This is a genomic window from Roseovarius sp. THAF27 (genome assembly GCF_009363655.1).
GTDB lineage: Bacteria > Pseudomonadota > Alphaproteobacteria > Rhodobacterales > Rhodobacteraceae > Roseovarius.
The window spans coordinates 2033230-2045437 of record NZ_CP045393.1 but is presented as its reverse complement, the minus strand read 5'-3'; the positions used below and the strand labels follow the sequence as shown (position 1 = coordinate 2045437).

The 12208-nt window shown below is 63.7% G+C and carries 12 protein-coding genes; 9 read left to right on the top strand and 3 right to left on the bottom strand.

Going from position 1 to position 12208, the window contains the following annotated elements; all coding sequences use genetic code 11:
• Window positions 1–55: 55 nt before the first annotated feature.
• The 6 genes from FIU89_RS10110 (at window position 56) to phoB (ending at window position 6240) form a co-directional block, all read left to right on the top strand.
• Window positions 56–1096 carry a substrate-binding domain-containing protein gene (locus tag FIU89_RS10110; protein WP_152492476.1) on the top strand — a complete coding sequence of 347 codons (1041 nt, stop codon included), beginning with the start codon at window positions 56–58 and terminating at the stop codon, window positions 1094–1096.
• A gap of 82 nt (window positions 1097–1178) precedes the next feature.
• Window positions 1179–2651: a phosphate ABC transporter permease subunit PstC gene (gene pstC / locus FIU89_RS10105; protein WP_152492475.1), complete on the top strand. Its 1473-nt coding sequence runs from the start codon at window positions 1179–1181 to the stop codon at window positions 2649–2651.
• Window positions 2648–3982 (top strand): phosphate ABC transporter permease PstA, encoded by a 1335-nt coding sequence (pstA, locus tag FIU89_RS10100; RefSeq protein ID WP_152492474.1) that lies wholly within the window; start codon window positions 2648–2650, stop codon window positions 3980–3982. The genes pstC and pstA overlap by 4 nt, the downstream gene beginning before the upstream one ends.
• A gap of 14 nt (window positions 3983–3996) precedes the next feature.
• Window positions 3997–4794, top strand: a complete 798-nt coding sequence (gene pstB, locus FIU89_RS10095; RefSeq protein WP_152492473.1) for a phosphate ABC transporter ATP-binding protein PstB — start codon at window positions 3997–3999, stop codon at window positions 4792–4794.
• A gap of 12 nt (window positions 4795–4806) precedes the next feature.
• Complete coding sequence (gene phoU, locus FIU89_RS10090; protein WP_152492472.1) at window positions 4807–5532, top strand: phosphate signaling complex protein PhoU; 726 nt, start codon at window positions 4807–4809, stop codon at window positions 5530–5532.
• A gap of 18 nt (window positions 5533–5550) precedes the next feature.
• A complete protein-coding gene (phoB, locus tag FIU89_RS10085) occupies window positions 5551–6240 on the top strand; it encodes a phosphate regulon transcriptional regulator PhoB (RefSeq protein ID WP_152492471.1) in 690 nt (229 codons plus the stop codon).
• A gap of 83 nt (window positions 6241–6323) precedes the next feature.
• Here phoB and FIU89_RS10080 read toward each other — a convergent pair whose 3' ends face one another.
• Window positions 6324–7232, bottom strand: coding sequence for a LysR substrate-binding domain-containing protein (locus FIU89_RS10080; RefSeq protein WP_152492470.1), 909 nt, complete (start codon window positions 7230–7232; stop codon window positions 6324–6326).
• Window positions 7233–7337: 105 nt separating this feature from the next.
• Here FIU89_RS10080 and FIU89_RS10075 point away from each other — a divergent pair, with 105 nt between their 5' ends.
• The gene (locus FIU89_RS10075; RefSeq protein ID WP_152492469.1) at window positions 7338–8561 is read left to right on the top strand and encodes an acyl-CoA dehydrogenase; all 1224 of its coding nucleotides are present in this window, start codon (window positions 7338–7340) and stop codon (window positions 8559–8561) included.
• Window positions 8562–8601: 40 nt separating this feature from the next.
• Here FIU89_RS10075 and FIU89_RS10070 read toward each other — a convergent pair whose 3' ends face one another.
• Window positions 8602–8967, bottom strand: a complete 366-nt coding sequence (locus FIU89_RS10070) for a DoxX family protein (protein ID WP_254701850.1) — start codon at window positions 8965–8967, stop codon at window positions 8602–8604.
• A gap of 337 nt (window positions 8968–9304) precedes the next feature.
• Here FIU89_RS10070 and aroQ point away from each other — a divergent pair, with 337 nt between their 5' ends.
• Both aroQ and FIU89_RS10060 read left to right on the top strand, forming a co-directional pair.
• Window positions 9305–9748, top strand: a complete 444-nt coding sequence (gene aroQ, locus FIU89_RS10065; RefSeq protein WP_152492467.1) for a type II 3-dehydroquinate dehydratase — start codon at window positions 9305–9307, stop codon at window positions 9746–9748.
• Window positions 9745–10500 (top strand): LuxR family transcriptional regulator, encoded by a 756-nt coding sequence (locus FIU89_RS10060; RefSeq protein WP_152492466.1) that lies wholly within the window; start codon window positions 9745–9747, stop codon window positions 10498–10500. The genes aroQ and FIU89_RS10060 overlap by 4 nt, the downstream gene beginning before the upstream one ends.
• Window positions 10501–11298: 798 nt before the next feature.
• Here the strand turns inward: FIU89_RS10060 and tsf are convergent.
• Window positions 11299–12174, bottom strand: a complete 876-nt coding sequence (gene tsf, locus FIU89_RS10055; protein WP_152492465.1) for a translation elongation factor Ts — start codon at window positions 12172–12174, stop codon at window positions 11299–11301.
• Window positions 12175–12208: the final 34 nt, after the last annotated feature.

Sequence of the window (12208 nt, the reverse complement as noted above, 5' to 3'; positions counted from 1 at the left end):
CGCCAAGGTCGCCCGCTGCAAGGTGACCGGGATACATGGATATCAGGAGCTATATATGTCCTTCATGAAAATGACCGCCTCTACCCTGGCGATCGCGGCCGTTTCGGCCACCGCTGCCGCTGCACGTGACAACGTCCAGGTTGCCGGTTCTTCCACCGTGCTGCCCTACGCGTCGATCGTGGCCGAGCTCTTCGGCGAAAACACCGACTTCCCGACCCCGGTCGTGGAATCGGGCGGCTCGTCGGCTGGCCTGAAACGCTTCTGCGAAGGCGTTGGCGAAAACACCATCGACGTGGCGAACGCCTCGCGCGCCATCCGCGAAAAAGAGATCAAGGCCTGCGCCGACAACGGCGTGACCGACATCATCGAAGTGCGCATCGGCTATGACGGCATCGTCTTCGCCTCGCAACAGTCCGGTCCCGAGTTCACCGCGTTCGAACCCACCGACATCTTCAACGCCATCGGCGCCACCGTCCTGAAAGACGGCGAGCTGGTCGAGAACACCCATGAAAGCTGGGCCGAGTTCAACTCCGAGCTGCCCGACGCCGAAATCGCGATGTTCATCCCCGGCACCAAGCACGGCACCCGCGAAGTCTTCGAAGAGAAGGTTCTGCTGGTCGGCTGCGAGGAAACCGGCGCGATGCAGGCCATGCTGGACAGCGGCATGAGCGAAGACGAGGCCGAGGATTCGTGCCTTGACGTCCGTCAGGACGGCAAGTCCGTGGACATCGACGGCGACTACACCGAGACCCTGGCGCGCATCGACGCCAACACCAACGGTATCGGCGTGTTCGGCCTGGCGTTCTACGAGAACAACACCGACAAGCTGAAGGTCGCCACCATGAGCGGCATCGAGCCCTCGACCGAGACCATCGCCTCGGGTGAATACCCGGTGTCGCGTCCGCTGTTCTTCTACGTCAAGAAAGCGCATATCGGCGTGATCCCCGGCCTGAAAGAGTACGCCCAGTTCTTCGTCGCCGACGAGATCGCAGGCCCCGGCGGCCCGCTGTCGAACTACGGCCTGGTTGCGGACCCGGAACTTGCGGCCACGCAGTCGGCTGTCGAAGCCGAAGAAACCATGGGCAGCGGCTCCTAAGCCTCTGACCACCGGGGGCGGCATTTTCCGCCGCCCCCAACCCCTTTTAGGTAATTTTTCCAGACAGACGGATGGGGGGCTCATGCCGACACTCTGGCTATTCCTGATCGTGCTTGGCATCGCGGCGGTGGGCTACGTGCTCGGTCGCGGTCGGGCGCTTCAAAGCGTGGAGGGCGACAACCGCAAACTCCACTCGCTGCCGTCCTATTACGGCTCGAACGTGCTGATCAAAGTCGTCGTTCCGGCCTTCCTGCTGATGATCGCCTGGCTGCTGATCCAGCCGCTTATCGTCAGCAATACCATATCGGGCATGATCCCCGACCGCTCCATCGACAACAAGGGCTCGCTCGGGCTTGTCATGGCCGAGGTCCGGCGCACAGCGGACGGGTTGGACAATGCCGTGGCTCAGGGCGTCATGGAAGAAGATTTCGCCCGCAACGCGCGCGCCGAATTCAACGATGTGACCCAACGGCTCCGGGACGCGGGCCAGATCGTGACCTCCGAGGTCACCCAGACGGTCCTGCGCGCCGCGCAGCGCTACCGGATCATGAACGCCACTGGCAACCTGATGATGACCGTCGCGGTGCTGATCTTAGCGGTCCTCGGCGCGCTCTGGGGCCTGCGCGAATCCCACGGCGATTTCCGCGCCCGCAACACGGTCGAGCAAAGCATCCGCGCGCTTTTGATCGGCGCCGCCTCCATCGCCATCCTGACCACGGTCGGCATCATCCTGTCGCTGGTGTTCAACACCATCGAGTTCTTCCGGCTTTACCCGGCTTCCGATTTCTTTTTCGGCACCAACTGGGCGCCCAGCTTCTCTGGTCGGGGCGGCAGTTCCGACCTCGGTGTGATCCCGCTTCTCTGGGGCACGTTCTACATCTCCATCGTGGCGCTGGCCGTGGCCGTGCCCATCGGGCTTTTCGCCGCGATCTACCTTTCGGAATACGCCTCGCCCAAGGTCCGCTCGGTCGCCAAGCCGCTGCTCGAGGTGCTGGCCGGTATTCCGACCATCGTTTATGGCCTCTTCGCCCTGCTGACGGTCGGCCCGCTGCTGCTCAAGGTCTTCGGCGATGACGGGCTTGGCATCATGCAGGCGGGCACCGCCGTCATGACCGCCGGTCTGGTGATGGGCATCATGCTGATCCCCTTCGTTAGCTCGCTTTCCGACGACATCATCAACGCGGTGCCGCAGGCCATGCGCGACGGCTCCTACGGGCTGGGTGCCACGCAATCGGAAACCATCCGCCAGGTGGTACTGCCCGCCGCCCTGCCGGGCATCGTGGGCGCCATCCTGCTGGCCGCCTCACGGGCCATCGGCGAGACGATGATCGTGGTGCTGGGGGCAGGGGCCGCAGCCCGGCTTAGCCTCAACCCGTTCGAGGCCATGACCACCGTGACCGCCAAGATCGTCAGCCAGCTCACTGGCGACGCCGACTTCGCCTCGCCCGAGGCGCTGGTGGCCTTCGCGCTCGGGATGACGCTTTTCGTCATCACGCTCTGCCTGAACGTCTTCGCCCTTTATATCGTGCGCAAATACCGGGAGCAGTACGAATGACCGACGCAACGCTCAACGGCGCCAGCGGCGGCGGCCATGGCCGCTCCTCGCTCAAGACAGCCGACGCCAACACCAAGCGCCGCAACGCTGCCGAGAAACGCTTTCGCGCCTACGGTATGACGGCGATCATCATCGGCATCTTCTTTCTTGTCGTGCTGTTCTTCTCGATCATCCGCTCGGGCCTCCCCGCCTTCACCCACACCGTGGTGGAGATGGAATTCACCTTGACCCAAGAACAATTCGACGAGGCCGAGGGCGAACTTTTCAAGACCAAGGCCTATTCGAACCTCTTCATCGCGCAGCTTCAGCAGCAACTTGAGGAACGCGGGATGGAGGTCGAATTCGACGAGGCCTCGATCGAACGCGTGCTGGGCAAGGTCGGCGGCAACCTGCGGGAATACTACGCGGGCAACCAGAACCGTCTCGGCGAGCCGACGTCCTTCTCGCTCTCCGCCTCGTCGCGCGTCGACGGCTATTTCAACGGCCGTGTCACCCGCGAAAGTATGCAGGACAGCCGCTTTCTCATGGCCTCCGACCTCGATCTGGTGGATGCGCTGCGCAACGCCGGCATCATCAAGTCCGAGTTCAACTGGAACTTCATCACCGGCGCGGATTCCGGCGTGGACAACCCCGGCGGGGCCGGGATCGGCGCCTCGGTCATCGGCTCGTTCTTCATGATGCTGGTGGTGCTGGTCCTGTCGCTGCCCATCGGCGTCGCCGCCTCGATCTATCTCGAGGAATTCGCGCCGCAGAACAAGTTCACCGACCTCATCGAGGTGAATATCTCGAACCTTGCCGCCGTGCCGTCAATCGTCTTCGGCATCCTTGGTCTTGCTGTCTTCATCCAGTTCATGCACCTGCCGCAATCCGCCCCGCTGGTGGGCGGGCTGGTGCTGACACTGATGACCCTGCCGACGATCATCATCTCGACCCGCGCCTCGCTCAAGGCGGTGCCGCCCTCCATTCGCGACGCCGCGCTCGGCGTCGGGGCGTCCAAGATGCAGGCGGTCTTTCACCATGTCCTGCCGCTGGCCATGCCCGGCATCCTCACCGGCACCATTATCGGCCTCGCGCAGGCCCTGGGCGAGACCGCGCCGCTTTTGCTGATCGGCATGGTCGGCTTCGTCGCCCGCGGCTACCCTGACGGCTTCGTCGCCGGCTTCACCGAGCCGAACTCGGCCATGCCCGCCCAGATCTACACCTGGGCCGCCCGCGCCGACGCCAGCTTTTACGAGAAAGCCTGGGGCGGGATCATCATCCTTCTGGTCTTCCTGCTGACCATGAACATCATCGCCATCATCCTGCGCCGCCGCTTCGAGCGCCGCTGGTAGAAAGGGACCACGCCATGTACGATACGCCAAATACGGAGAGAGCCGTGGATCAGAAAGACATCAAATTCTCGGCCAAGAAGGTGCAGGTCTATTACGGCGACACCCATGCCATCAAGGACGTGGACGTGGCGCTGGAAGACAAGACCGTCACCGCCTTCATCGGCCCCTCGGGCTGTGGCAAGTCCACCTTCCTGCGCTGTCTCAACCGGATGAACGACACGATCGACATCTGCCGGGTCGAGGGCGATATCCTGCTCGACGGCGAGGATATATACGACAAGAAAGTCGACCCGGTGCAACTGCGCGCCAAGGTCGGCATGGTGTTCCAGAAACCCAACCCGTTCCCCAAGTCGATCTACGACAACATCGCCTACGGCCCCCGTATCCACGGCATGGCCAAGTCCAAGGCCGACCTTGACGAAATCGTCGAACGCGCCCTGCGCCGCGGCGCCATCTGGGACGAGGTCAAGGACCGCCTGCAAGCCTCCGGCACGGGCCTCTCGGGTGGCCAGCAACAGCGCCTCTGCATCGCCCGCGCCGTGGCGACCGAGCCGGAAGTGCTCCTGATGGACGAACCGTGCTCGGCGCTCGACCCCATCGCCACCGCGCAAGTGGAGGAGCTGATCGACGAGCTGCGCACCGAGTATTCGGTCGTGATCGTGACCCACTCGATGCAGCAGGCCGCCCGCGTCAGCCAGAAGACCGCCTTCTTCCACCTCGGCAACCTGGTGGAATTCGGCGAAACCGGCAAGATCTTCACCAACCCCGAAGATCCCCGCACCGAAAGCTACATCACCGGCCGGATCGGCTAAGGAGCGCACGTTATGAACGACGAACACATCTCATCGGCCTTCGACCGTGACCTTGAAACCGTCCAGGCGCTGATCATGAAAATGGGCGGCCTGGTGGAAGAGGCGATCATGAACGCCGCCATCTCGCTCGACACCCGCGACGAGGAGCTGGCCGAAACCGTCCGCGCCGGCGACCGCGTGATCGACGACCTGGAAGAACAGATCGACCAGGAAACCGCGCGCACCATTGCCCTGCGCGCACCCACCGCCATCGACCTGCGCGTGATCCTGACGGTGATGAAAATCGCCTCCAACCTCGAACGCATCGGCGACTATGCCAAGAACATGGCCAAGCGCACCACCGTGCTCGCGCAGATGACCCCCATCACCGGCGCCACCGCCTCGCTGCGCCGCATGGCACGCGAAACTGAACGGATGCTGCGCGACGTGCTGGACGCCTATATCCAGCGCGACGCGGCACTGGCCCGCGAGGTGATCCAGCGCGACCATGATGTCGACCAGATGTACAACGCGCTTTTCCGCGAATTCCTGACCTTCATGATGGAAGACCCGCGCAACATCACGCCCTGTATGCACCTGCACTTCATCGCCAAGAACACCGAGCGCATGGGCGACCACGTCACCAACATCGCCGAACAGGTGGTTTATCTGGTCACCGGCACCATGCCCGAAGACAACCGCCCCAAAAGCGACAAGACCTCGCTGGACCCCAAGGTCTCGCCCCAGGTCGGCGCATAACGAAGGACACAAGACGTCATGGCAAGCGAACAGCCCAGCGTTCTTCTGGTCGAGGATGAACCCGCACAGCGCGAAGTGCTGGCCTACAACCTCGAAGCCGACGGCTTTGCCGTGACCCGCGCCGAGAACGGCGAAGAGGCCCTGATGCTGGTCGAAGAGGCCGCGCCAGACCTCATCCTGCTGGACTGGATGCTGCCCAACGTGTCAGGCATCGAGGTCTGCCGCCAGCTCAAGACCCGCTCCGAGACGCGCAACGTGCCGATCATCATGCTCTCGGCCCGCTCCGAAGAGGTGGACCGCGTGCGCGGGCTGGAAACCGGCGCCGACGATTACGTGATCAAGCCCTATTCGGTGATCGAGCTCATGGCCCGCGTCCGCGCCCAGCTGCGCCGCACCCGGCCCTCGACCGTGGGCGAGCGGCTGGAATACGAGGATATCATCCTCGATTCCGAGACCCACCGCGTCACCCGTCAGGGCGAGGGGCTGAAGCTCGGGCCGACCGAGTTCCGCCTGCTCTCGACCTTCATGGAAAAACCGGGCCGGGTGTGGAGCCGCGAACAACTGCTCGACCGCGTCTGGGGCCGCGACATCTATGTCGACACCCGCACCGTCGACGTCCATATCGGCCGGCTGCGCAAGGCGCTCTGCCAGCACGGCGGCGAGGACCCGCTGCGCACGGTCCGCGGGGCAGGGTACTCGCTGGGCTGATCGCGCCACAACTTTCACTGTTCTTCAAATACTCAATCCAAACAAATAATGCGTGGCGCAGCCACTCAATCGGATCACGCTGGTCACCGGGGCAGGGGGTCTTCATCCTCGGCCTGCGGCGCCAGCCATTCGCGGAATTTCAACACCGCGCTGTCCTGCGCCTTTTCGACGGGCCAGACAAGGTGATAGGCGCCGGGGCTTTCCGTGCGACCCCCCCAGACCGTCACCAGCTTGCCTGTCGCCAAGTCCTGCTCGGCCAGGTATTCGGGCAACAACGCCACGCCCAGACCATGCAGTGCCGCCTGCGTGATGGTCGAGAACTGGTCATAGATCGTCCCCGCCACCGTGCCCGCCTCGATCCCGTGTGCCTTAAACCACGCCCGCCACGCCTCGGGCCGCGTCTCGATATGTAACAAGGGCAGGGACAGCACATCGCCCGGTCCCGATACCTGCGTGCGTTCCAGCAGCACTGGCGCGGCCACCGCCACAACCGTCTCGCTCTTCAGCCGCAAGCTTTGCGTTCCGGGCCACCCTCCATCTCCGAAAAGAATAGCGGCATCAAATGGTTCCGCGGCAAAGTTGAATGGCTTCAACCGGGTCGACAGGTTCAGCGTCACCTCCGGGTGGGCCGCAGCAAACTCAGGCAGGCGCGGGACCAACCAGCGCATCCCGAAGGTCGGCAATATCGCCAGGTTCAGACTGCCGCCCCCGGGGTTCAGCGCCAGCTTCAGCGACGCCTGGCTGATCCGGTTCAGCGCCGCGCGCGTCTCGCCGGCGTATTCACGCGTCTCGGGTGTCAACCGCACGCGACGCCCTTCGCGCACGAAGAGCGGAGCGCCAAGCTGGCTTTCCAGCGTCTGCAACTGGCGGCTCACCGCGCTTTGGCTCAGGTTCAGCTCTTCGGCCACCGCTGTCAGGCTGCCCAGCCGGTCCAGCGCCTCCAGCGCGCGCAGCGCGCCGAGGGATGGCAGAAAGCGGCGGGGCAGGGACATCTATGCGGTTTCCTCATGAATCTATGTCGAATTGCCGCTTTTTATTGCGCTTATCTCAGGATAAATTCAACCCAAACCGAATTTCCCTTGCCAAAGGAGACCGTCATGAGCCTCGATGCCCCCAAACTTCGCGACAAGGACAAGCCCGATCTCGCCGGGTTCGACTGGGCCGATCCGTTCCTGCTGAACGCCCAGCTGGAAGAAGACGAGCGCATGATCGCCGACAGCGCCCGCACCTTCGCGCAGGAAACGCTGCAACCCAAGGTCAAGGACGCCTATGCCGCTGAGACCTCCGACCCCGGCATCTTCCGCGAAATGGGCCAGATGGGCCTTCTGGGCACCACCATCCCCGAGGAATACGGTGGACTTGGCGCCAATTACACCACCTACGGCCTTGTCGCGCGCGAGATCGAGCGCGTGGACTCCGGCTACCGCTCCATGATGTCCGTGCAGTCCAGCCTCGTGATGTACCCGATCTACGCCTATGGCAGCGAGGAGCAGCGCCAGAAATACCTGCCGGGCCTCGCCTCGGGCGAGCTGATCGGCTGTTTCGGCCTCACCGAGCCCGACGCGGGCTCCGACCCCGCCGGCATGAAGACCCGCGCCGAGAAGACCGACACCGGCTACAAGATCTCCGGCTCCAAGATGTGGATCTCGAACGCGCCCATTGCCGATGTCTTCGTCGTCTGGGCCAAGTCCGACGCGCATGACGGAAAGATCCGCGGCTTCGTGCTCGACAAGGGCATGAAGGGCCTCAGTGCCCCAAAGATCGGCGGCAAGCAGTCCTTGCGCGCCTCCATCACCGGCGAGATCGTCATGGATGGCGTCGAGGTGGGCGAAGAGGCACTTTTGCCGAATGTTCAAGGGCTTAAAGGCCCTTTTGGATGTCTCAACCGCGCCCGCTACGGCATCGCCTGGGGCGTCATGGGATCGGCCGAGTTCTGCTGGCACGCAGCGCGCCAATACGGCCTCGACCGCAAGCAGTTCAAGCGCCCGCTTGCCCAGACCCAGCTCTTCCAGAAGAAGCTCGCCGACATGCAGACCGAGATCACCCTGGGCCTTCAAGCAGCCCTACGCGTCGGTCGGTTGATGGACGCCGCGCAAGCCGCGCCCGAGATGATCAGCCTCATCAAGCGCAACAATTGCGGCAAGGCGCTGGACATCGCGCGCATGGCCCGCGACATGCATGGCGGCAACGGCATTTCCGAGGAATTCCACGTCATCCGCCACATGATGAATCTGGAAACCGTCAACACCTACGAGGGCACGCATGACGTGCACGCCCTGATCCTGGGGCGCGCGCAAACCGGGCTTCAGGCGTTTTTCTGAAGCTTTTTCAAGGCAGTGCAGGGCAGGGGGCTGCCCTGCTCTATTGCCTTTGCCGCGCGTAATCGCTCAGTACAAGCAAACCGCCCGCAATCGCCCAGTTCTTGACGTAGATCGACATCTGCCAGCCATCCTCGGGCTGAAAGTGAAAGACGCTCGTCACCATGCAATAGACGCTCAGCGCCAGCGCAACCCAGCGCGTCGCATATCCCAGCAACAGCGCCAGTCCCGCACCCGCGTTGAACACCAGCGCAGGCCAGATCAGCGCGCCGGGCAGTCCAAGGTTGCCCAAGAGTGCCATGCCTTGCTCCGGCGCCACGGCTTTCTGCACCGCGCCGGCCAGGAACAGCGCCGCGATCAGGCCGCGCCCGATCCGCAGGGTCCAGGGGGTCTTTTTCGTCTCCGGCACTGATCTCTCCATCGGCAGGGGGCGGTCGGCTTTAATCGGGCGACGTAATCCGTTTCCCATCCACGCAAACCCGGCCGGTCAAGTTTCAGCGCATCCCCGTCAGCCCGTGAGGCTTTCACGCATAATCAGTATTATGTTAAAAGAATACATAGTCCAAATAGCATGCACGGCTCCGTAAAACCCTGGCGCGTCCGGCACTTGGTCAAATCTCCTCACCTGCCTGCCGCGCCTGCCACCCCCGATGCCACAGTCCTGTACAGAGTGCCACACCCCGCAACTCTTACTCGACACCACCGTATGTCACGGTCTATGACGTAGCGGAAAGGACGCGCGCCGCATGACTTCCATCCTGATCCTCAACGGACCCAACCTCAACCTGCTGGGTACACGCCAGCCCGAGGTCTATGGCACCACGACGCTGGGCGACATCGAGGCACAGTGCCGCGCTGTTGCCGAGGATCTGGGCGTCACGCTCGCCTTCGCGCAATCCAACGCCGAAGGCGCGCTCGTCAACAGGATCCATGACGCCCGCGGCACGCATCACGGGCTCATCCTCAACGCCGGCGCCTATACCCACACCTCCATCGCCCTGATGGATGCGATCTCGAGCACTGAAGTTCCCACGATCGAGCTGCATCTCAGCAACATCCACGCGCGCGAGGATTTCCGCCACACATCCTACATCGCCAGGGTCGCGGTCGGCGTGATCTGCGGCTTCGGCGCCCATGGCTACACGCTGGCGCTTCAGGCCATGGCGCGGCACCTGGAGACCGGCGCATGATTTCCACGACCCATCTCAACGCGCTCCTGAACGCGCCCAGCATCGAAGAGCTCTGGGACATGCACGTGGCGCAGATGGCGGACTATGGCTTCGACCGGCTGATCTACGGCTTCACCCGCTACCGCACGCCAACCTCGCTGGGCGATCCGGAAGATTTCGTCCTGCTCAGCAACCACACGCCCGAGTACATGAACACCTTCATCGGCGACGGTCTCTATCACCATGCGCCGATGGTCCGCTGGGCGCTCGACAACGAGGGCGCCTGCTCGTGGCGCGTCCTGGCCGAGATGCTGGAAACCGAAACGCTGACCCCGCAGGAACGCAAGGTGGTCGATTTCAACGCCTCCATGGACGTCACCTGCGGCTACTCGATCAGCTTCAAGTCGATGTCGCCGCGCACCAAGGGGGCCATCGCGCTGACCGCCCATGCCGATCATGATCAGGCCGACTGCGACAAGCTGTGGGAAGAGCACGGCGAGGACATCATCCTGCTCAACAACATCGTGCACCTGCGCATCCTCACCCTGCCCTACGAGGCGCCGGGCCGCTCGCTGACCCGTCGCCAGAAAGAGGTGCTGGGCTGGGTCGGCGACGGCAAGACCATTCAGGACATCGCCCTGCTGATGGAACTGACGCCCGCCACCGTGGAAAAGCACCTCCGCCTCGCCCGCGAAGCGCTCAGCGTCGAAACCACCGCCCAGGCGGTGCTCAAGGCCGCGTTCCAGAACCAGATCTTCGTGCTCCACACCTGACAACACGGCAAGGTCCGGAATTGTTCTCCCTGCCAGTGCGCCACGATATTGCGAAATTCTCAAGTCATTTGAATGATTTTACCGTTTGGTAAGGATTCCCCTACTTTCTCAAATTGACGTTACGTCGCAAAGTGGCCACGTTCCGTGAGTGGTGGCTTTTAAGCCTGGGAACATGGGTCGGCGTCCCCTGTGATATCAGGTGAGTACCCGGCCTGCCGGTTTGTCCGGGGGCCGGTCGGTTTGCCTATTTCTCGGCGGATCGACCGGATTTGCCTGCACCGTCTCATCCCGTTTCAGGTGCTGGGAACAACGGTGTCGCCCGCCCGGGCGGCACCGTTTTTCATGGCCCCCTGCCGGTCCGGATGCGGAATGTGATCCTCGCTGACCGTCCCGGCGTCCGGCGCCGGCATGGGCAACCACCCCGACGTCCGGCACCACGGCGGCGCCGTCTCATGGTCGGACCGTCGGGTCCTCCTACCGCCACCACCGCAACAGCGGGCAGGCGTTCGCAAACGCGACCCGGCGACAGCGACAAGGCACCATCGCTTGCAGAATCGCGCGGCCCCCGGTCAACAACACATTGCGCGCCGTCTCCTCCGGCGGAATGTGGCAAGCCCCTGCCGGCGCACGCTCCGGCCACCACACGCGCGCCGCTCAAACGAAAAAGCGCGCCCCGATCCCGGAACGCGCCCTGTCTTCCTCTGGCCGAAAATATCCCGGGGGGTGCGGGGGGCTGGCCCCCCGCTTCGAACCGGGAACCCGAGGGGCTGGCCCCTCGGTCCCACGGTCAGGGCATTCTCAGCCCTGCGCCGCCTTGGCGACTTCCTCGGCGAAGTTCTCTTCCTTCTTCTCGATCCCCTCGCCCACTTCCATGCGGATGAAGCCGGTGATCTCGACACCCGCCTCGGAGGCGGCGGCGCCGACGGTCACGTCGGGGTTGATGACGAAGGACTGGTTCACCAGCGTGATCTCGGACATGTACTTCTTCATGCGGCCTTCGATCATCTTCTCGATCACCTGCTCCGGCTTGCCGGATTCGCGGGCGATGTCGATCTGCACCTGGCGTTCCTTGTCGACCACGGCCTGGTCCAGTTCCGCCTCGTTCAGCGCGGCGGGGTTGGTGGCGGCGATGTGCATCGCGACCTGGCGCCCGAACGCCTCGTCACCACCCTTCATGGCGACCAGCACGCCGATCTTGCCCATGCCGTCGGTGGCGGCGTTGTGGATATAGCTCACCACGGTCTCGCCCTCGATCTTCTCCATCCGGCGCAGGCCCATGTTCTCGCCGATCGTGGCGATCTTGTCGGTGATGATGTCCGACACGGGCTTGCCGCCGATCTCGGCCTTCTGCAGCGCCTCGAGATTCGCCACGCCCACCGCGGCACCGGCGATCTCGGCCACCATCTTCTGGAAGTCGGCGTTCTTGGCGACAAAGTCGGTCTCGGCGTTCACCTCGACGGCGACCCCGGTTCCGCCGGTCACGCTGACGGCCACCAGGCCCTCTGCGGCGGTGCGGCCCGATTTCTTCGCGGCCTTTGCCAGGCCCTTGGTGCGCAGCCAGTCAACCGCGGCCTCCATGTCGCCATCGGTTTCGGTCAGCGCTTTCTTCGCGTCCATCATGCCCGCGCCGGTCTTGTCGCGCAGTTCTTTCACACTTGCAGCTGTGATCGCCATCTTGGCTCTCCTCGAATATTGGGGCTGTCATGGG

Coding starts and splice junctions, on each gene's coding strand:
- FIU89_RS10110 (WP_152492476.1), top strand. CDS start 56: ATGTCCTTCATGAAAATGACCGCCTCTACCCTGGCGATCGCGGCCGTT.
- pstC (WP_152492475.1), top strand. CDS start 1,179: ATGCCGACACTCTGGCTATTCCTGATCGTGCTTGGCATCGCGGCGGTG.
- pstA (WP_152492474.1), top strand. CDS start 2,648: ATGACCGACGCAACGCTCAACGGCGCCAGCGGCGGCGGCCATGGCCGC.
- pstB (WP_152492473.1), top strand. CDS start 3,997: ATGTACGATACGCCAAATACGGAGAGAGCCGTGGATCAGAAAGACATC.
- phoU (WP_152492472.1), top strand. CDS start 4,807: ATGAACGACGAACACATCTCATCGGCCTTCGACCGTGACCTTGAAACC.
- phoB (WP_152492471.1), top strand. CDS start 5,551: ATGGCAAGCGAACAGCCCAGCGTTCTTCTGGTCGAGGATGAACCCGCA.
- FIU89_RS10080 (WP_152492470.1), bottom strand. CDS start 7,232: ATGTCCCTGCCCCGCCGCTTTCTGCCATCCCTCGGCGCGCTGCGCGCG.
- FIU89_RS10075 (WP_152492469.1), top strand. CDS start 7,338: ATGAGCCTCGATGCCCCCAAACTTCGCGACAAGGACAAGCCCGATCTC.
- aroQ (WP_152492467.1), top strand. CDS start 9,305: ATGACTTCCATCCTGATCCTCAACGGACCCAACCTCAACCTGCTGGGT.
- FIU89_RS10060 (WP_152492466.1), top strand. CDS start 9,745: ATGATTTCCACGACCCATCTCAACGCGCTCCTGAACGCGCCCAGCATC.
- tsf (WP_152492465.1), bottom strand. CDS start 12,174: ATGGCGATCACAGCTGCAAGTGTGAAAGAACTGCGCGACAAGACCGGC.